We start from the raw sequence: 20125 nt of genomic DNA, 5'->3' as shown, positions 1-20125 counted from the left end.
GAGTCGGGGGAAGTGGTGCGGGTCGGTGGCGCTACGCCGAAAAGCGCGCATCCAGTCAAGGCGGGCACGGACGGTTACGAAGCGCCGCGGTCCGTGCGACCACCCCTACGGGTGCCCGGGATCACCCGTGCGGCAGACGGAACGGCAGGGGTGTTCGAAGGCGGCGCGGTGGCCCGGCGGCGTCCGGACTCCGGCCGCTGCTCCGGCTCCGGCTCCGGCCGCTGTTCCGGCACCCCGCGATACTCCGGCTCCGGCCGCTGTTCCGGCTCCGTAACGGTCCGTACGTCCGCGCCGGCCTGCGCCGGGTGGCCGCGGGTGGGCGCCGTCGCGACTAGCCCGGACGATCATGGGTACCCAGCGCGCCGGGCCACCGATGACCACGGCGGACCGGACCCGCACGGGAAAGTGAGCCGGGAGGCGGAGTTGGCGGAGGCTAGGGGTACGGCCGGGTGGCGGTGGGTGTGGTGGGAAGTGGCCGCGGTCGGCCGCACGGTGCGGGGCGCGGTGCGGGGGTCCGGGCCGGAGCGGGACACCGTCGTCCAGTCCTTGAAAGCGGCCGGTGCCGCGGTCACGGCCTGGGCGCTGACCGGCTGGTGGCTGAACGCGCCGCTGGCCCTGATGGCCCCCTGGACCGCGCTGGCGCTGGTCGACGCCACCGTCTACCGCTCGCTGCGGTCCGGACTCCAGCAGCTCGTGGTGATCGTGCTCGGCGCCCTGCTGGCCTCCGCGGCGATGGCCGTGACCGACGGCAGCACGCTGGGCGCCATGCTCATCGTGCTGCCGGTGATGACGCTGGTCGGCACCCACCGCAGACTGGGCGCCCAGGGCATCTACGGGGCGACCACCGCCTTGTTCGTCATCACCTACGGCGCCTACTCGCTGACCGAGGTCGGGCACCGGCTCATGGAGACCGCGATCGGGGCGGTCATCGGCATCACGGTCAACGCGCTGATCCTCCCGCCGGTGCACCTGCGCAATGTCCACGACCAACTGCGGCGGCTGCCCCGGGAGAGCGCCGAACTGTTGCAGATCATGGCCCAGGGGCTGCGGGACGAGGAGTGGAGCGCCACGGACGCGGCGGGCTGGCACGACCGCGCGCGCCGCCTCGGCCAGGTGCTGCGGGCGCTGGCCAGCGCCCGTGAGTGGACCGCCGAGAGCTCCCGCTTCAACCCCGGCTTCCGGCTGCGCCGTACCGGACCGTCTCCGCCACCGCCGGAGAAGGCCGACGCGGTGTGGGAGCGGGCGGTCGCCCACCTCTCGGCCATCGCCCGCACGCTGGCCGGCACGGCAGGGGAGAAGGCCCGGCTGACCGCGCCCGGCGCCGCGTTCCTGCGGCGCTACGCCGACCTCGCGGACGAGGCCGCGACGCTGTGCCGGGCCGAGGAGGACCTGATCGCGGACAGTGACCGGGCGGAGGCGGGGGAGCGCTACCGCCGGGCGCGTGCGCGGGCGCAGGAGCTGTACGACGGGCTCGCGGACGACTTCCGTGAGCAGCGCGACCCGCCGGCCGCCGCGGCGAGCGGTGAGCTGCTGGTGGAGATGAAGCAGTTGCTGCACGAGCTGACCCACTTCGCGGAACCGGACACACCGAAGAACACCGGGGGCACGGGAAACACGGGACAGACGGGAAATGCGCGCAACGCGGGGGACACGGGGAAGCCGTACGGCCGGAGGAAACCGTGGAAGCAGGGGAAGCCGGGGCGGGAGGTGCAGTCGGGCGGGAGGTGAAGCCCGGCGGCCGAAACCAGGAGAGCCGCGGGGTCCAGTCCGTATCGCAGGCGCCGCCGAAGCCGGGAGAGCGGCGGGGCCCAGCCCGTACCGCAGGCGTTGCCGACGCCCCCCGCCCGTCCGTCGGGCCCCGGCCGACGGGCGCCCGCCCGGATCCCGCCCGGCCCCCACCCGACCCCGTACCGGCAGGCCACGACGTTTCCCCTGGGGTGCCGTGGGCACTCGTGAGCCACACGGCACACCGTCCCCCGGACGGGTGAGACGGGTGAAGGGAAGGACCGCGACGTGAAACGCCCCCCGGCTCGCGGAGACCTGTCGGCGGCGGTCGTCTCCGCACTGGAGCAGCCGCCCGGCACCGTGCGCCTGCCGGACAGCCGTACGGCGGCGGCGTCGGACCCGTACGGTGACGACCTGCAACTCGCCCTCGCCCTCTGTTACGAGCTGCACTACCGCGGCTTCGACGCCGTACCCGACACCTGGGAGTGGGACCCGGAACTGCTGCGTTTCCGTGCCGCCCTGGAGCACGCCTTCCTCGGCGCGCTGCGCGCCGAGGTCCCCGAGCGTGAGGACGTGGACGCGCTGCTCGACGACTTGCTGGTGGAACCGGCGGACGGCGACGGCGTCTCGCACTTCCTGCGTGACAAGGGCGAGTACTGGCACCTGCGGGAGTACGCGGCCCAGCGGTCCCTCTACCACCTCAAGGAGGCCGACCCCCACCTGTGGGTGGTGCCGCGCCTGTGGGGCCAGGCCAAGGCCGGGATGATGGCGGTGGAGTACGACGAGTTCGGGGCGGGCCGCGCCGAGCGGGTGCACTCGCGGCTCTTCGCCGACCTGATGGACGACCTCGGCCTGGACCGTACGTACGGCCGTTACCTGGGTGTCTGCGCACGGCAGATGCTCGCCGTCAACAACCTGATGTCGCTCTTCGGGCTGCACCGCGCGCACCGGGGCGCCCTCGTCGGCCACTTCGCCTGGGTCGAGATCACCTCGTCACCCGGTTCCCGCCGCCTCGCGCAGGCGCTGGAGCGGCTGGAGGCCGGACCGGCGGCCGTGCACTTCTACGCCGAGCACGTCGAGGCGGACGCCGTGCACGAACAGGTGGTGCGCCACCAGGTCGTGAAGGGACTGCTGCGGGAGGAGCCCGCGCTCGCCCCGGACGTCGCGTTCGGCATCGGGGCCACCGAACTGCTGGAGGACCGGCTGGGCGAGCACCTGCTCAGCGCCTGGCAGGCGGACGAGTCCTCACTGTTCGCCGCGCTCTGACGCGCCGTCGGCCGTACGCGCGGCCGGGGGGCGCCTGCGACCGCGGTGACTGGTGTCGCACCACGGGTAGGCCCGGCTGCGGCGGCACATGCACAGCGCCACGAACGGACGGTCCGAACGGACCGTGGTCCCGTCGTCCGACTCCACTTCGACCGGGCCTTCGACGAGCACCGGGCCACCGGGGTCCTGGACGACCCGGCGCGCTTCCTTGTGCGCCCGCTCCGCCCGCTCCGGTACGGATTCACGTTTCTGCTCACTCGGCTCGCTGCGCACGGACCACCACCAGCTCTTCCTTCTCCTGGCCCGGGGCGATCAGCCCCTGGGCCTCCAGCCACGGGGCGCGCTGCCGCATCACGGGCCCGAACGGGATGAACCTCCGGTCGGTGACCGAGGTCTCCAGCCCGGCGTCCGTCAGCAGGTCCACGGTCCGGTCGGGATCGCAGAGCTGCGAGTGCACGAGCAGCAGCACACCGCCCGGGGCGAGCAGCCCCGGTACCTGCGCGCACAGCCGGTCCAGCAGGGCCCGGCCGTCCGGCCCGGCGTCCCACGCCCGCGCCCGGCCGCCGCGCGGCAGTACGGGGGCCGGACAGGGCACGTACGGCGGGTTCGCCATGACCAGGTCGAAGCGGCGCCCGGCCACGGGGCGCAGCAGATCGCCCCGGTGTGCGCGCACCCGGCTCGCGTGCCCGGCGAACCAGGCGTTCAACCGGGTGGTGAGCACGGCGGCGAACGCCGCGTCCGTCGCGGTGACCCGTCCTGCTCCGTGCCGGGCCGCGGCGACCGCCAGGGCACCGCTGCCCGCGCCCACGTCCAGTACCTCGGCACCCGGCCTCAGGGTCTCGCGCCGGAGGGCCGCGGCCAGCATTCCGGTGTCTTCCTGGGGCGCGTACACGCCGGGGGGTCTGATGAAGAACACCTGCCACGGGTACCCCGGAAGCCCCGTTCATCTCACGCCGGACGAAAGACGCTGTGACAGGACACCGAACGGCCCACCGGATGTCACCGCACGGCGGTGAGCGTGGTGACCAGCACGTCGCGGTACGCCGGCCGCGACCGGTCCATCGGCCGGATCGGCGAGACACAGTGCAGCGAGTCCCGGTCGTCCGACAGCAGCAGACTGCCCGGCCGGTACAGGGTGGTGGACAGCAGCTCCCGCCCGTCGTGGGTGTAGACGCTGCTCTGGCCGCCGGTGGCGTTGTCGCGGCAGACGAGCAGGGACGACACCAGCGTGACGCCGTCCTTGTGGCGGCCCTCCGGGGTGGGGTCGCCCGCGTCGTCGGCCGTCGCGACGACCCGGAAGGGGTGCACCTTGACGATCCACCGCCCGGCGTCGTCCAGGGCGGCCGCCGCCTGCCCCAGCAGGGTGAACAGCGGCCGCAGCAGCGGGTCGGCGACGAACGCGTCGGTCAGCGGCTCGAAGTGCCGGTCCACCGTCTCGTACAGCGGATTGGTGTCCTTCGGCTGCACGAACGGCGTATGGGAGAGCTGGACGAGTTCCCCGGTGGCCGGGGTGAGGGAGAACTGGCCGTACCGGCGCAGCCTGCGGGTGCCCTGCTCGGCCGCGTACCGGTCCTCGCCCAGCTCGTCCCAGTGCGCCGCGAAGCGCGCCCAAGCCGTGTCGTCCGCGCCCATCAGGGCCCGGACCGAGTCCGGGGACATCAGGCAGACGGCGGAGTGGGTCAGGCACGAGCGTGCGGCCTCGACCGGGGAGCCGGCCCCGGCCGCGCCGCCGGTGCCGGAGGGTGCCGAGCGGTCCTCGATGTGCTCCACGTCGGTTGTCCGCCTTTCTGCCGGGCGTGCGCCGCAGCGCCTGCGTGGTCCCATCGTGTGGCGGCCGACCGCTGATCGCATCTTGCGCGCACCCGGTGCCCGGCAGCGGGAGCGCCGCGGCGGATCATGGGCCGGGCACTGCCCGCTCGGCGGCCTGTTCATGCCGGTTGACTCAATGTCGTCGTAAGTCGTCACCTTTCTTTGACACCTCTTTTCGGCGCTTCTTACGGTGATCGCACCGCCTCCGCCAGAGAACGCCCAGAGAAGAGGAACCCATGCGCGTCCTGTGCACCGCGACCGGCTCTCCGTCGCACGGCAGAGCCCTGCTCCCGCTGGCCCGCGCGCTGGCCGGGGCCGGCCACGACGTCACGGTGGTCACGACGCCCGAAGTGGCCCCCGTCTTCGCCGCCGACCCGGTCACGGTGGAACCCTCCCTGCCGCGGATCGACTTCGGGTCCGACTGGCAGGAGGAGGTCGAGGAGCCGGCAGACGCGGACGGCGTCTCCGACGAGGACCGGCACCTGCGCATGCTGCTCGACCGGCTCGTCGGCGACATGGCCGTCGAGAGCCACGACGTGCTGGCCGAACTGGCCCGCACCGTACGCCCGGACGTCATCATCCGGGACGGCATGGACTTCGGCGCGTGCCTGCTCGCCGAGCGGCTGGGCATCCCGCAGCTGCCCATCCCCGCGGGCACGGTCAACATACTCGACCCGGAACTCCTGCTGCCGGGGATCAACAAGCTGCGCGAGCGACTGGAACTGCCCCTACAGGAGAAGGCCGGATCGCTCTACCCGTACGGCCGCTTCGACTACCTGCCCGCCGCGTTCTCCTTCGCCCGCTTCCCCGCGACGGTTCTGGCCTACCGCCAGAGCACCGTCGTGGACCGCACCGCCGGACTGCCCGGCTGGGTGGCCGAACTGCCCACCGACCGGCCCTTGGTGTTCGCCGCGGTGGGCACGGCGCTGCCGATGTTCCGCGAGGTGCTGCCGGAGGGCGCACCGCTGCCGGTGGGAATGACCGACCCGTCCGAGCAACTGGGCACCATCGTCGCGGCCCTGTCCCAACTGGACTGCACGGCCGTGGTGGCGACGGGCGGCATCACTCCGGCCGGAGCGGAGCCCGCGTCGCACGTGCACCTGACGGACCGTCTCGCGCAGCCGCTGCTGCTGGAGTGCGCCGATCTGTTCGTCACCCACGGCGGTTACAACAGCGTCAGGGAAGCGGTGCGCACGGGCACGCCCATGGCGGTGCTGCCGAACTTCGGCGACCAGTTGCCCAACGCCCAGCGGGTACAGGAACTGGGCCTCGGCCGGCACCTGACCGACACCGCGCCGGAGGCCGTCGCCGCCGTGTGCCGAGAGATCCTGGACAACCGCGGCATCGCCGCCCGGATCCGGCAGGCGCAGCTCGCCAGCCTCGCGCTGCCGGACGTCGGGCAGGTCGTGGACGACCTGGAGAAGCTCATCGCCTGAGGCGGCGCGGGTCGTCCGGGGCACCGGTCGCCTGGAACCGCACAGGCCGGGAGCGCGGCGGGCCCGTCGTGGGACGGGGCGCCGCACTTCTGCGTTGCGTTCCCGGGAGCATTTCCGGGGCGCTCCCGGGGGCGTTCCTGGTGGTGGGGGCGGGGCTTTCAGGCGCGCACGGACGGCGCCGCCGCGCGGGCCGTCGGGACGACCACCGGTGAGCCGTCGGACGGGGCGGCGAGGATCTCCGCGTCGACGCCGTACAGCTCCTTCATCAGCGGCGCGTCGATGATCTCGCGCGGCGGGCCGGCGGCGACCACCCGGCCCGCCCGCATGGCGACGACCGTGTCGGCGTAGCGGGCCGCCGCCGCGAGGTCGTGGACGACCATGACGATGGTCCGCCCGGCCGCCGCGACCTCGCGGACCAGGTCCAGCACCTCCACGGCGTGGCCGATGTCGAGGGCGCTGGTCGGTTCGTCGAGCAGGACGACCGGGGTCTCCTGGGCGAGCGCCATGGCCAGCCAGCAGCGCTGGCGTTGGCCGCCGGAGAGCTGGTCGAGGCGGCGGTCGGCCAGGCCGGTGGTGCCGGTCGCCTCCAGGGCGCGGGTCACGGCCCGTTCGTCCTCGCGGGACCACTGGCGGAACAGGCCCTGGTGCGGGTGGCGTCCGTACCGGACGAGGCCCGCCACGGTGACCGCCTCGGGTGCCTGCGGGGACTGGGGGAGCAGGGCGATGCGGTGGGCCGCCTCCCGCTGCTTGAGCCGCCACACGTCGGCGTCGCCCGCGAACACCCGGCCGGACGCGGGTTCGTGCAGCCGCGCCATGCAGCGCAGCAGGGTGGACTTGCCGCAGCCGTTGGGTCCGACCACCGCCACCACCTGACCCGACTCCACCGTCAGGTCGACCCGGTCGACGACCGGGTGCCCGGCGTATCCGGCGGTGAGCTGCTCGACGCGGAGTTCCACTGTGGCCGGCCTTTCCCCGGGGCGAGAGGTCACACCTCTTGCCTATTTGTCATAAGGTAAGGCTAACCTTAACGCTAAGTGGCGGACGTGCGGCTGCCGCGGCCGCCGTACGCACGCCTCGTCACGTCGTGCTTATTGAAACCCGGAGTCCCCGATGACCGTGTCCCGCCGCTCACTTCTCACCGTCCGACGCCGTACCGCCTCGGCCGTCGCCGCCCTCGGCGCCGCGGCGCTGCTGCTGACCGGCTGCGGCTCGGACTCCGGCGCGGACGCCAAGGACAAGGGCGGCAAGGACGCGGCGGCGTCCGGCACCCGTACGGTCAAGGACGCCACCGGCAAGGTCGTCGAGGTGCCCGCGAACCCCAAGCGGATCGTCACGCTGACCCAGGAGGACCTGGACGCGGTCCTCGCCCTGAAGATCAAGCCGGTGGGCATCACCAACGGCCAGGGCCTGGACGAGCCGCCCGCCTACCTGAAGGACAAGGTCAAGGGCATCGACATCGTCGGCGGCCTGCTCAAGCCCGTCATGGACAAGGTGGTCGCGGCCAAGCCCGACCTGATCCTCGCCGGTGACATGCAGGACGAGCAGGTGCTCAAGCAGCTGCGCGAGATCACCCCCGCCACCCTGGTGACGATGGCGCCCACCGACGACTGGAAGGTGTCCTTCCGCGGCATCGGCAACGCCGTCAACAAGCTGAACGACGCCAACAAGGTCATCGCCGACCACGAGGCCGCCGCCAAGGCCGCGGGCGAGAAGCTGGGCGCGAACAAGAACGCCGCCGTCTCCATCGTCCGCTGGAACCCGGACGGGCCGAGCTGGATGGAGAAGAAGCAGTTCGCCAGCGGCGTCGCCCTGGAGATGGGCCTGCAGCGGCCCGCCAACCAGAACAAGGACGGCAACGCGCACGCCCCGTCGCTCAGCCTGGAGAAGATCGACGAGATCGACGGCGACTGGCTGTTCCTGTCCACCCTCACCTCCGACGGCGAGAAGGCCCTCAAGGACGTCCAGACCAAGCCCGCCTACAAGGAGCTGGGCGCGGTGAAGAAGGGGCACGTGGTGACGGTCAACGGCTCCGTCTGGTCCACCCGCGGCGGCCCGCTGGCCAGCGATGTCGTCATGAACGACATCAGCAAGGCGCTGTCCAAGTCCTGAGCCGGAGCGGCCGGGAGGCCACTGCGGTGCCGGTGGCACCCCTCGGGGTGCCACCGGCACTCCGTCATGCCCCGGCCGCGCCGCCGTTCCTGGCGTACGCGAAGTCCGCCGCCGTCCAGGCCAGGCCCACCGCCCCGTCGAGCAGGGCCTGCATGGCCCGGGGTGACACCGCAGCCTCCGCGAACTCCGGCTCGTGCGGCCCGCAGACGCCCCCGCTGATGTCCAGCACGGGGTGGATGGCGGGCACCACATGGGACACATTGCCCATGTCCGTACAGGCGAAGGGCCCGCGCTCCACCGGCTCGGGGCGGCCCAGGGCGCGCGCGTTGGCGCCCCACAGGGCGATCAGTCCGGGGTCGCCGCGGAAGTCCAGGTAGTCGGGCTCCGGGCGCTCCAGGGTCACCTCGCAGCCGGTCGCCAGCGCACCGGCCCGGAAGCACGCCTCGACGCGCTCCCGCAGCTCGCGCAGGTCCTCGGCGGCCTCGGCGCGGATCTCGTACTCGGCCGTCGCGCGGTCGGGTATCGCGTTCGGCGCCGAGCCGGCCGAGGTCGTGACACCGTGCACCCGCCACTGCGGCGGCAGTTGCTGGCGCAGCAGGCCCAGGGCGACCTGGGCCACGGTCAGCGCGTCGGCCGCGTTGCGGCCCTCGTGCGGGTTCAGGCTGGGGTGGGCGGTGCGGCCGGTGTACGTGACGGACAGTGTGCCGAGCGCGAAGGACCGGAAGTCGGACATTTCGAACGGGCACGGGTGCACCATCATCGCCGCGTCCACCCCCTCGAACGCGCCCGCCTCCAGCAGCAGCGCCTTGCCCGCGCCGCGCTCCTCGGCCGGTGTGCCCACGACCCGGACCGTCAGGCCCAGTTCCGCCGCGTACGGAGCCAGGCCCAGCGCCGCGCCGATCCCGGCCGCGGCGATCAGGTTGTGGCCGCAGGCGTGGCCGAGGTCCGGCAGGGCGTCGTACTCGCAGGCGATGGCCACCGTGACCGGGCCGGTCCCGGTGGTGGCCGTGAACGCGGTGTCCAGGCCGTGGGCGGGCGCGGTCACCTCGAAGCCGTGCTCGCGCAGCAGCCCGGCGCACCAGGACGCTGCCCGGTGCTCGGTAAAGGCTGTCTCCGGACAGCCGTGGATACGGCGGCTGAGGTCGGTCAGGACGGTGTCTTTACCTTTGATGTGCCGGCGCACGGCGTCCTTGACGGCGGTGAGCGCGGCGGGACCGGGGATGGGGGCGGGGGCGGACGTCATCGTCTCCTCTTCGGGCTCGGTGACCGGTGCCGATGGCGGTCGGCGGCACCGCAGAAGAGTAAAAATAACTTAGGCTTCCCTAAGTTTGTGCGCGGGCTGCCGGCCGGCCCGCGAAGCTCGGTTTCCTCCCTGGGAGTTGTCACACACATGCATCAGCGTCCGGTCGACCAGGCAGTCCCCGCGGCACTGTCGCGCCCCAGCGCTCCCGCGCCGGGAACATCCCGTCCCGCCGGGCCCGCGGAATTCCCTCTGCTCACCGCGCAGGCCGGCATTCATTACGCGGGTCAAATCAATCCCAAGAGCCCGGCACTCAACACGGCGGACGTCGTCGAGATCCAGGGGCCCCTGGACGAGACGCTGTTCGAGCGCGCCCTGCTGCGTACGGTCACGGAGGCCGAGACGCTCCGCGTGTGTGTGAGCGAGACGGACGGCGAGCCGAGGCAGCACGTCGTACCGCCGTACCCGGAACGGCTGCTGCACCGCATCGACCTGCGCGACGCCGCCCGGCCCGCTGAAGAGGCGGCCCGCGACTGGATGCACGCCGACCTCACCCGCGCCGCCGACCTGGGCGAGGCCGGACAGCTCACCACCCAGGCCCTCTTCCGTGTCGCCGACGACCGGTACTGGTGGTACCAGCGGGTGCACCACATCGCGGTCGACGCCTACGCCCTGCAACTCGTCGGCAGCCGCGTCGCCGAGCTCTACACCGCCCTCGCCACCGGGCAGGAGCCCGCGGCCACCCGGTTCGCGCCGCTGCGCGACCTGGTCGAGGAGGAGGCGCGGTACCTGGAGAGCGAGCAGTACACCGCCGACCGGGAATTCTGGACCGCGCGGATGGCCGGGCGGCCGGAACCGGTGACTCCGGCGCGGGGGGCGGGGGACCGGGAGGAGCGGGGTGCTGGGGCTGCGGGGGGCCTCGGTGCTGCTGGTTCTGCTGGTGACGAGGATGCTGCTGGGGACGCGGACGTCGCTGGTGCCGCCGGTTCCTCAGGTGTCACCGGTGGCGCTGGTGCCGCCGTGACCGGTACGGCCCTCTCCGCCGCGACGCTCGCCGACGCCATCGCCGCCGGTGACGTCCTCCGCACCCGTACCGATCTGCCCGCCGCCACCCTGGACCGGCTCACCCGGGCCGCCGAAGCCGTCAAGGCGACCTGGGCGGAACTGGTCATCGCCGCGACCGCCGGCCACCTGCACCGTCTCACCGGCACCGAGGACGTCGTGCTCGGCCTGCCGCTGACCAACCGCCGCGGCCCCGCCGCCCTGCGCACCCCGGCCATGACCGTCAACGTCCTGCCCCTGCGCATCGCCGTACACCCCCAGGACACCGGCGCCGTACTGCTGCGCCGCATCGTCCTGGAAATGCGCGCGGTACGCCGCCACCAGCGCTACCCGCAGGCCGACATCCGCCGTGACCTCGCACTCTCCTCGGCCGCCGTGCCGCTGACCGGGCCCATGGTCAACATCAAGCCGTTCGACGGCGACCTCGACTTCGCGGGCCTGCCCGGCACGGTCCACAACCTCGCCGCGGGCCCCGTCGAGGACCTCGCCGTCACCGCCTCGCCCGACGCGGACGGCGGGCTGCGCATCAGCCTCGACGCGCACACCGGACGGTACGCCGGGGACGAACTCGACCGGCACCGGGAATCGTTCCTGCGCTACCTCGACGGGCTCGCCGAACTCCTGCTGACCGACCCGCACCGCCCCGTCGGCACCATCGACCTGCTGGACGCCGACGCCGTACGCCGGGCCACCACCGGACGCGACGAACCGCCCGCCGACCGCACCCTGCCCGCATACTTCGCCGAGCAGGCCGCCCGCACCCCGCACGCCGTGGCCGTCCGCACCGGCGCCACCGCGCTCACCTTCGCCGAACTGGACGCCGCCGCCAACCGCCTGGCCCACCTGCTGGCCGACCGCGGCGCGGGCCCGGAACGCCCCGTCGCCCTCGCCCTGCCGCGCGGCACCGGCATGATGACGTCGCTGCTCGCCGTCCTGAAGGCAGGCGGCGTCTGCCAGCCCCTCGACCTCGGCCACCCGGCCGCCCGGACCCTGGCCGTCCTCGAAGACGCCCGCCCGGTGTGCGTCGTCGGCACCACCGCGACGCTGGCCGCACTCCCCGCACACGGACTGCCCGTCCTCGCGCTGGACGACCCCGCCGTCACCGACGCGCTCGCCGCGCAGCCCGAGAGCGCGCCCGCCGTGCCGATCGCGCCCGGCCAGGCCGCCTACGTCATCCACACCTCCGGCTCCACCGGGCGCCCCAAGGGCGTCGTCGTCAGCCACGCCTCGCTCGCCAACCTGTACGCCGGGCACGGCAGCGACCACGTCGCCCCCGCCGTCGCCCGCACCGGCCGGGAACGGCTGCGCGTCGCGCACAGCGCCTCGTTCGCCTTCGACGCGTCCTGGGACCCGGTGCTGTGGATGGTCCACGGACACGAACTGCACCTCCTCGACGACACCGCCTACCGCGACCCCGCCGCCCTCGCCCGGTACGTGGACGAGCACCGCGTCGACTACCTCGACGTCACCCCGTCCTACGCCGAAGCCCTCCTCGCCGAGGGGCTCCTGGAGGACGGACGGCACCGCCCGGCCGTGATCGTCGTCGGCGGCGAGGCCGTACCCGTACCGCTGTGGGAACGGCTGACCACGACCGGAGGGCTGCACGCGGTCAACCTCTACGGGCCGACGGAGACCACCGTCGACGCGTACTACTGGACGGCGCCCGTGGCAGGTGGCAGTACGACCGGCACCGCGGCCCCCGAAGGGCGGCCCGTGCGCGGCTCCCGGGCCTACGTCCTCGACGCCTGCCTGCGGCCCACGCCGGACGGCGCGACCGGCGAACTGTACGTGGCGGGCGCCTGCCTGGCCCGCGGCTACCTCGGACGGCCCGACCTGAGCGCCGAACGCTTCGTCGCCGACCCGTACGGCGCCCTGCACGGCGCGCCCGGCAGCCGGATGTACCGCACCGGCGACCTCGTACGGCGCCGGGCGGACGGCACGGTCGAGTTCCTGGGCCGCAGCGACGACCAGGTCAAGATCCGCGGCTTCCGCATCGAACTCGGCGAGATCCAGGCCACCCTGGCCCAGCACCCCGCCGTCGCCCAGGCCGCGGTGATCGCCCGCGACACTCCGCACGGCAAGCGCCTGCTGGCGTACGCGGTGCCGCGGACGGACGACGGGGAGGCCGTACAAGCCGTTCCCCCCGGGGCCCCCACCCCACCCACCCCCGCCGCCCTCCGCGCACACCTCGCCGCCGCCCTGCCCGCGCACATGGTCCCGGCCACCGTGACGCTGCTCGCCGCGCTGCCGCGCACCGCCAACGACAAGCTGGACCACCGCGCCCTGCCGGACCCCGAGCCGGGCGTCCCCGGCTCCGGTGACGGCGGAGCCGACGGCACCGGCGCGGGTACGGGCGGTACCGGAACCGGTTCCGGCACCGGGCCCGGCCGTACGGACGCCGCCGGCACCGGCAGCCCGCACACCGACATCATCCGTGGCCTGCTGGCCGACCTCCTCTCCCTGGACACCAGCCCCCCGGCGGACGCCGGGTTCTTCGACCTGGGCGGTCACTCGCTGCTGGCCGCCCGGCTGGCCGCGCGTATGCGGGAGATCTTCCAGACGCCCGTGAGCACCGCGGACGTCTTCCGCAACCCCACCCCGGCCGCGCTCGCCGCACTCGTCCACTCCGCCGCACCGACCGACGGCGACACCGACGGCACCTCGTCCGCGGCCCTGCCCGCGTCTCCCGTACCCCGCACCGGACACCTCCCCCTCTCGCCCGCCCAGCAGCGGCTCTGGTTCCTCCACCGGCTCGAAGGCCCCAGCCCCACCTACAACATCCCGCTCGTGCTGCGCATCGACGGACCGGTCGACCGTGGCGCGCTCCAGCTCGCCCTGCGCGACCTGACCGCCCGCCACGAGACACTCAGAACGGTATATCCGACCACTGACAACGGCGGGGAGGAACAGCCCTACCAGCGGATTCTCCCCGTCGATCACCCGCTGGCGCGGCCGGAGGTGCATCTCGCCGAGCCCGGTGGTGACGACCTCGCCGAGGCCGTACGCCACTGCTTCGACCTGGCCACCGAACCCCCGCTCCGCACCACGCTGTTCAGCGACGGCTCGGACCGCCACACCCTGCTCCTGCTGCTGCACCACATAGCCGGTGACGGCGCCTCCACCACACCCCTGGCCCGCGACCTCGCCACCGCCTACACCGCCAGACACGCGGGCCGGTCACCGGAGTTCGCGCCGCTGCCCTTCCAGTACGCCGACCACGCCGCCCGGCAGCAGCAGCTCCTCGGCACGCCCGCCGAGCCCACCCCGCTCGCCGCCGCCCAGCTCGCACACTGGAAGCAGGCCCTCGCCGGGCTGCCCGACCAGCTCGACCTGCCCACCGACCGGCCGCGCCCGGCCGTCGCCGCGCACGCCGGCGACACCGTCCCCTTCACCCTCGACGCCGCGGCCCACGCCGCCCTCCAGCGCCTCGCCCGGACCACCGGCACCAGCGTGTTCATGACCGTGCAGGCGGGCCTCGCCGCCCTCCTGACCCGGCACGGCTGCGGCACCGACATCCCCCTCGGCACCCCCGTCGCCGGCCGCGCCGACGACGCCACCGCCGCCCTCGTCGGCTTCTTCACCAACACCGTCGTGCTGCGCACCGACACCTCCGGCGACCCCGCCTTCCGTACGCTCCTGGAACGGGTACGGGCCACCACCCTCGCCGCGTTCGAGCACGACACGCTGCCCTTCGACCACCTCGTCGAGGAGCTGAACCCCCGGCGCTCGCTCGCCCGGCACCCCCTGTTCCAGACAATGCTGGCCTGGCAGTCCGTACCGGACGCCGCGTTCGCGCTGGGCCCGCAGGCCACCGCCCGGACGACGGCCGTGCCGTCCGGTACGGCCAAGTTCGACCTCACCCTCAACGCGGGCGAGCAGCCCGGCGGCGGCATCGGCGGCTTCTTCGAGTTCCGTACCGACCTCTTCGACCGCGCGACCGTACAGGGCCTCGCCGACCGGCTGACCCGGCTGCTCACCGCGGCCGCCGACGCCCCGGACACCCCCCTCGGCCTGCTGCCGCTGCTCGGCGACGAGGAACGCCACCGCGCCCTCGTCGCGTGGAACACCCCCGCCGAGCCCCTCGCCGCCCGCCCCGCGGCCACGCTCCCCGAGGTCTACGAGGCCGCGGCGGTCCGCCACCCCGGGCGTACGGCGGTCAGTGACGAAGGGCAGTCCCTCACCTACGCCGAACTCTCCGGCCGTGCCCACCGCCTGGCCCGGCTGCTCGCCGCCCGCGGCATCGGCCCCGGCTCCATCGTCGCGCTCGCCCTGCCGCGCTCCGTCGACCTGGTCACCGGCCTGCTCGCGGTCTCCCTCGCCGGAGCCGCCTACCTGCCGCTCGACCCGGACTACCCGGCCGACCGCCTCGCCTACATGCTCGACGACGCCGCCCCGGCCGCCCTGATCACCGACACCGCGACCGCACCCCGGCTGCCCGGCCACACCCTGCCGCTGATCACCGTGGACGGCGGCGCGGCCGACGGACACGACGCCGGTCCGCTGACCCAGGCCGACCGCACCCGGCCGCTGCGCCCCGACGACGCCGCGTACGTCATCTACACCTCGGGCTCCACCGGCCGCCCCAAGGGCGTCGTCGTCACCCACCGCAACGTGACCCGCCTGTTCACCGCCACCGACCACTGGTTCGGCTTCGGCCCCGACGACGTCTGGACGCTCTTCCACTCCTACGCCTTCGACTTCTCCGTCTGGGAACTGTGGGGCGCGCTGCTGTACGGCGGCAAGGTCGTCGTCGTACCGCACCTGACCAGCCGCGACCCGCACGCCTTCCGGCAGTTGCTGGCCACCGAGCAGGTCACCGTCCTCAACCAGACCCCGTCCGCCTTCTACCAGCTCGCTGCCGCCGACCGCGAGAGCGACGGCTCCGAACTGGCCCTCCGGTACGTGGTGTTCGGCGGCGAGGCGCTGGAGCTGGGCCGCCTCGGCGACTGGTACGAGCGGCACGCCGACGACGCGCCGGTCCTGGTCAACATGTACGGCATCACCGAGACCACCGTGCACGTCTCGTACTTCCCGCTCGACCGCGCCACCGCCGCCGGCGCCACCTCCAGCACCATCGGCGTCAACATCCCCGACCTGCGCGTCTACGTCCTCGACGACCGGCTCCAGCCCGTACCGCCCGGTGTCACCGGCGAGATGTACGTCGCGGGCGAGGGCCTGGGCCGCGGCTACCTGGGACGTGAGGAACTGACCGCCACCCGCTTCGTCGCCGACCCGTACGCCCACCTCTTCGGCGAGCGGGGCAGCCGCATGTACCGCTCCGGCGACCTCGCCCGGCGCCGCACCGACGGCGCCCTGGAGTACTTCGGCCGCGCCGACCAGCAGGTCAAACTGCGCGGCTTCCGCATCGAGCTGGGCGAGATCGAGGCGGTGCTCGCCGCGCACCCCGCCGTCGCGGACACGGCCGTCGTCGTACGGGAGGACACCCCGGGCGACAAGCGGCTCGTCGGCTACGCGGTGCCCGCCGCGGGCCAGTCGCCCGTCCCCGCCGCCCTGCGCGACCACGCCGCCGCCGAACTGCCCGTCCACATGGTCCCGTCCGCCGTCGTCCTCCTCGACCGGCTGCCGCTGACCGGCAACGGCAAACTGGACCGCAAGGCGCTGCCGGCGCCCGACCGCCCGGCCGCCACCGGCCGCCCGCCCCGTACCCCCCGCGAGGAACTGCTCTGCTCGGTCTTCGCCGAGGTGCTGGGCCTGGACCGGGTCGGCGTCGAGGACAACTTCTTCGACCTCGGCGGGCACTCGCTGCTCGCGGTCCGGCTGGCCGGCCGCGTCAAGGCCGTGCTCGGCACCGAGGTGTCCATCGGCACGGTCTTCCAGTCGCCGACCGTCGCGGCGCTCGACGCCGCCCTGGACGCCGTACGCCACGACGACCCGCTCGACGTGCTGCTGCCACTGCGCCCCGCTCCCCGGAGCGCGGAGAGCAGCCGTGCCCCCGTCCACTGCGTCCACCCGGCAGGCGGCCTGAGCTGGTGCTACGCCGGACTCATCCGCCACCTGCCCGCCGACGTGCCGATCTACGGACTCCAGGCCCAGGGTGTCGGCGCCGCCACCGCGGACCAACCGCTGCCCGCCACCCTGGAAGAGCTGGCCGCCCACTACGCAGCGCGCATCCGCGAGGTGCAGCCCGAAGGCCCGTACCGGCTGCTCGGCTGGTCCACCGGCGGCATCATCGCGCACGCCATGGCCACCCACCTCCAGGACGAGGGCCACGAGGTCGAACTCCTCGCCATCCTCGACGCCTACCCGGCCGAGGGCTTCCGGGGCCTGCCCGTACCCGACGAGGCCGAAGCGCTCGAATCGCTGCTCACCATGGGCGGCTACGGGCCCGACAGCCTGGAGGGCAAGCCGCTGACCACCGCCAACGTGGTGGAGGTCCTGCAACGCGAGGGCAGCCCGCTGTCCGCCCTGTCCACCGGCACCATCAAGGCGCTCGGTGCCATCTACCTCAACACCAACGACCTCGTACGCGCCTACGACCACCGCGTCTTCCGGGGCGACGTGCTCTTCTTCCGGGCCGTCGTGGACACCATCGACGACACCCTCACCCCCGACACCTGGACGCCCTACGTCACCGGCCGCATCGACAACACCAACATCGAGTGCTCCCACAAGGACATGACCCTGCCCGAACCGATCGCGCACATCGCCCGCGTGGTGGCCGCCCGCCTCACCGAACTGGAGGGGTGACCCGATGACCACCGCACCCCCCGCCGCACGGCCCCGGCTGAACCCGAGGACCGCCGTCGTCCTCGTCTACACGGCCGCCATGTGCATGAACGGCCTCGACTCGACCATCGTCAACCCCGCCCTGTTCACCATCGCGGGCGACTTCGGACAGCCCGTCTCCGCGGCCAACACCGTCGAGACGGCCTTCCTCGTCGCCCTCGCACTGGCCCTGCCGGCCGCCGGCTGGCTCGGCGACCGCTACGGCACCAAACGCGTCTTCCTCGGCGCGCTCGCCGTCTTCACCGCCGCCTCGGCCGCCTGCGGTCTGGCTCCCGGCCTGTCCACGCTGGTCGTCGCGCGGGCGGTGCAGGGACTGGCGGGCGGCCTGCTCACCCCGGTCGGCATGACCCTGCTGTTCCGCGCGTTCCCGCCGCACGAACGGGCCAAGCTGTCCAAGGTCCTGATCGTGCCGACGGCCCTGATGCCCGCGCTGGGCCCGCCGCTGGGCGGCTTCCTCACCCAGCACCTGTCCTGGCACTGGCTGTTCTTCGTGAACGTGCCGATCGGCGTCGCCGCCGTCCTGCTCGGCGTCCTCGGGCTGCGCGAGCACGTCGAGGGCGTACCGGGGCCGTTCGACCGGGCCGGGTTCTGGCTCGCCACCCCGGGGCTCGGACTGCTCACGTACGCGCTCGGGTTCGGGCCCTCGCACGGCTGGGCGCAGCCCGCCGTCGCGGCCGCCGCCGTACTCGGCGCGGTGCTGGCGGTGGCCGCCGTGGTCCACCAGCTCCGCACCCCGGAGCCGCTGCTGAAACTCCGGCTGCTGGCCGGACGGGCATACGGCACGGCCTCCGCGCTCGCCGTGCTCACCGCCGCCGGCCTGATGGGCGTGCTGTTCGTCTTCCCGCTGCTCTACCAGGCGGCGCTGGGCGCCTCGGCGCTGGACGCGGGCCTGAGCGTCTTCCCGGAAGCGGTCGGCCTGATGCTCGCCTCCCAGGTCGTCGACCGGCTGCTGCCGCGCATCGGCCCGCGGCGCCTCGCGGTGCCCGCGCTGCTGCTCGCCGCGGTGGTCTTCGCGGCCCTCGCCGTACCGGGCGCCGCGGACAACGCCTGGCTGGTACGCGGCCTGATGTTCACCATCGGCCTGGTCCTCGGCACGGCCGTGCTCACCGTCCAGCTCGCCGGCTTCGAGGACGTCGCGCCGCCCGACATGGGCCGCGCGATGGGCCTCTTCCAGATCGTGCGCACCCTGGGCGGCGCCCTCGGCATCGCCGTCTGCGCGGGCGTGATCGGCGGACACGGCACCGGCGGCACCGGACCGGGCCCGTACCGGGTCGCGGTGTGGGTGACGGCCGCGCTGGTCGCCGTGGGCGCGCTGATCGCCGTACGGCTGCCCAAGGACCCGCCGCAGCCGCCGCCGTTCGACGACGACCCCGACGAGGAAGCGGGGGAGGAGACCCGGGCTCCGGCGGCCGGCTGAGCCGCGCCGCACCGGATACGACCGCGCCCCGGACCCGCACTCGGGTCCGGGGCGCGGTCTGTCGACCGGGCTCAGGCGCCGGACAGCAACGCCCCCAGCCCCGTCGCCAGCCCGCCGCGCCAGCACGCGTAGTCGTGCCCGCCGTTGAACTCCTCGTACGTCACGTCGTAGCCGCGCGCCCGCAGGACGTCGTGCAGGCGGCGGTTCTCCGCGAGCAGCATCCACTCCTGGAGGCCGACCTCCAGCCGTATCCGTACCGGGCGGCGTTCGGCGGTGGCGTACTGGCCGGTCAGCCACTCGGTGCCGCGCTCGTCGTCCGGCCACCAGAAGGAGCCGGACTGCGAGAGCGCCAAGCCGAACCGGTCCGGCCGCCGGAAGGCGGCGAACACCGCGGTCAGGCCGCCCGCGCTCTGCCCGGCCACGACCGTACGCTCCGGGCGCGGATCGGTCCCGTACGCGGTGTCCGCCCACGGCAGCAGCGTGTCCGCCAGCCAGTCGACGAACTCCCCGTTGCAGCTCAGGTCTTCCATCCGCCGCCCCATCGTGTCCACGAGCAGGGCGACCGTGGGCGGTACGGAGGCGTCGGCGTGCAGGTTGTCGAGCAGGTCGCCGACGCCGAGGACCGGCCCCCACATCTCGCCGTCCAGCAGTACCGCGACCGCGTACGGGCCGCCGTCGGCGCGGTGCCCGGGCGGCAGGTGCACCGTGACGTTCCTGCCGCCCACCTCGGCCTGTACGGACGTGCCGCGCGCCGCGCCGGGCCTGCGCCCGGTGCACGGCTGCGCCGGAGCGCCGGGCAGCTCCAGGACGGAGGCCGGGTTGCGGCCGTCCCGCGACGGCAGGACGGGCGACGTGTTCAACGGGTCGGGTACGGCGCTGTCCAGGACCTTCAGCCACGCCTCGCGGTCCGTACGCAGCAGGTCCTCGCGCGCGCCGGTGCCGGGGTGGAACTGGTACGAGGCGCGGTGGTCGGAGCGCAGCCGGTGGCTGAGCGCCCAGACCGCGGTGCCCTCGACGCGCGTCATCAGGTTCGGCGTCAGGTCGCCCGCGTGCCGGTCCCGGTCGGTGACGGTGTGCAGGAGCGCCAGCACGTCCGTGGCCGGGGACGCCGGGTCGTCCCGCCACAGGAACGTGACGAGGACGTGCCCGGGATCGCCGTCCGGGTCCGGTTCCACGAGCGGCGTCCCGGCCGCCGCGGCGCGGCGCCAGAACTCCTCCTCGGCGCCGGGCCGCCCGGCCCGCACATCGGCGGCGAGTCCTCGCAGCAGCGGGCTGCGGACAGCAGCGGTCACTTGCTTACCCCTCTCAGGAGCG

General features: G+C 73.9%; 12 protein-coding genes. 6 read left to right on the top strand and 6 right to left on the bottom strand.

Annotated features, from left to right (window positions below; translation table 11 throughout):
• Positions 1-423 precede the first annotated feature (423 nt).
• Together ACZ4QV_RS38410 and ACZ4QV_RS38405 are read left to right on the top strand one after the other, a co-directional pair.
• Positions 424-1728, top strand: coding sequence for an FUSC family protein (locus ACZ4QV_RS38410; RefSeq protein WP_467764105.1), 1305 nt, complete (start codon positions 424-426; stop codon positions 1726-1728).
• Between the two features lie 285 nt (positions 1729-2013).
• Positions 2014-2991, top strand: a complete 978-nt coding sequence (locus ACZ4QV_RS38405; protein WP_361155841.1) for an iron-containing redox enzyme family protein — start codon at positions 2014-2016, stop codon at positions 2989-2991.
• On the opposite strand, the gene ACZ4QV_RS38400 is transcribed toward ACZ4QV_RS38405, so the two are convergent.
• The 3 genes from ACZ4QV_RS38400 to ACZ4QV_RS38390 all read right to left on the bottom strand — a co-directional run bounded on the left by ACZ4QV_RS38400 (position 2971) and on the right by ACZ4QV_RS38390 (position 4761).
• On the bottom strand, positions 2971-3264 hold the full coding sequence (locus ACZ4QV_RS38400; protein WP_361640119.1) for a CDGSH iron-sulfur domain-containing protein: 294 nt from the start codon (positions 3262-3264) through the stop codon (positions 2971-2973). The two genes, ACZ4QV_RS38405 and ACZ4QV_RS38400, sit on opposite strands and share 21 nt — an antisense overlap.
• The gene (locus ACZ4QV_RS38395) at positions 3245-3907 is read right to left on the bottom strand and encodes a HemK2/MTQ2 family protein methyltransferase (protein WP_361640121.1); all 663 of its coding nucleotides are present in this window, start codon (positions 3905-3907) and stop codon (positions 3245-3247) included. The genes ACZ4QV_RS38400 and ACZ4QV_RS38395 overlap by 20 nt, the downstream gene beginning before the upstream one ends.
• Before the next feature lie 83 nt (positions 3908-3990).
• Positions 3991-4761, bottom strand: a complete 771-nt coding sequence (locus ACZ4QV_RS38390; RefSeq protein ID WP_361155846.1) for a 2OG-Fe dioxygenase family protein — start codon at positions 4759-4761, stop codon at positions 3991-3993.
• A gap of 275 nt (positions 4762-5036) precedes the next feature.
• Here ACZ4QV_RS38390 and ACZ4QV_RS38385 point away from each other — a divergent pair, with 275 nt between their 5' ends.
• Complete coding sequence (locus ACZ4QV_RS38385; RefSeq protein ID WP_361590522.1) at positions 5037-6236, top strand: glycosyltransferase; 1200 nt, start codon at positions 5037-5039, stop codon at positions 6234-6236.
• A 158-nt stretch (positions 6237-6394) separates the two neighbouring features.
• Here ACZ4QV_RS38385 and ACZ4QV_RS38380 read toward each other — a convergent pair whose 3' ends face one another.
• Positions 6395-7192 carry an ABC transporter ATP-binding protein gene (locus ACZ4QV_RS38380; protein ID WP_467764104.1) on the bottom strand — a complete coding sequence of 266 codons (798 nt, stop codon included), beginning with the start codon at positions 7190-7192 and terminating at the stop codon, positions 6395-6397.
• A gap of 154 nt (positions 7193-7346) precedes the next feature.
• On the opposite strand from ACZ4QV_RS38380, the gene ACZ4QV_RS38375 reads away from it, so the two are divergent.
• Complete coding sequence (locus ACZ4QV_RS38375; protein WP_361590519.1) at positions 7347-8345, top strand: ABC transporter substrate-binding protein; 999 nt, start codon at positions 7347-7349, stop codon at positions 8343-8345.
• A gap of 64 nt (positions 8346-8409) precedes the next feature.
• Here ACZ4QV_RS38375 and ACZ4QV_RS38370 read toward each other — a convergent pair whose 3' ends face one another.
• A complete protein-coding gene (locus ACZ4QV_RS38370) occupies positions 8410-9588 on the bottom strand; it encodes an amidohydrolase (RefSeq protein ID WP_361155852.1) in 1179 nt (392 codons plus the stop codon).
• 147 nt (positions 9589-9735) lie between these two features.
• On the opposite strand from ACZ4QV_RS38370, the gene ACZ4QV_RS38365 reads away from it, so the two are divergent.
• Both ACZ4QV_RS38365 and ACZ4QV_RS38360 read left to right on the top strand, forming a co-directional pair.
• Positions 9736-17355 carry an amino acid adenylation domain-containing protein gene (locus tag ACZ4QV_RS38365; RefSeq protein WP_467764103.1) on the top strand — a complete coding sequence of 2540 codons (7620 nt, stop codon included), beginning with the start codon at positions 9736-9738 and terminating at the stop codon, positions 17353-17355.
• Between the two features lie 4 nt (positions 17356-17359).
• Positions 17360-18811, top strand: a complete 1452-nt coding sequence (locus tag ACZ4QV_RS38360; protein ID WP_361619251.1) for a DHA2 family efflux MFS transporter permease subunit — start codon at positions 17360-17362, stop codon at positions 18809-18811.
• 71 nt (positions 18812-18882) lie between these two features.
• Here ACZ4QV_RS38360 and fes read toward each other — a convergent pair whose 3' ends face one another.
• Positions 18883-20103 carry an enterochelin esterase gene (gene fes, locus ACZ4QV_RS38355; protein WP_467764102.1) on the bottom strand — a complete coding sequence of 407 codons (1221 nt, stop codon included), beginning with the start codon at positions 20101-20103 and terminating at the stop codon, positions 18883-18885.
• Between the last annotated feature and the right edge of the window lie 22 nt (positions 20104-20125).

It is taken from the genome of Streptomyces sp. NPDC026394, assembly GCF_055567735.1.
Note: the sequence above shows the minus strand (reverse complement) of the source record. Positions and strands in the feature narration are given on the sequence as shown.

Coding starts and splice junctions, on each gene's coding strand:
- ACZ4QV_RS38385 (WP_361590522.1), top strand. CDS start 5,037: ATGCGCGTCCTGTGCACCGCGACCGGCTCTCCGTCGCACGGCAGAGCC.
- ACZ4QV_RS38375 (WP_361590519.1), top strand. CDS start 7,347: ATGACCGTGTCCCGCCGCTCACTTCTCACCGTCCGACGCCGTACCGCC.
- ACZ4QV_RS38370 (WP_361155852.1), bottom strand. CDS start 9,588: ATGACGTCCGCCCCCGCCCCCATCCCCGGTCCCGCCGCGCTCACCGCC.
- ACZ4QV_RS38365 (WP_467764103.1), top strand. CDS start 9,736: ATGCATCAGCGTCCGGTCGACCAGGCAGTCCCCGCGGCACTGTCGCGC.
- ACZ4QV_RS38360 (WP_361619251.1), top strand. CDS start 17,360: ATGACCACCGCACCCCCCGCCGCACGGCCCCGGCTGAACCCGAGGACC.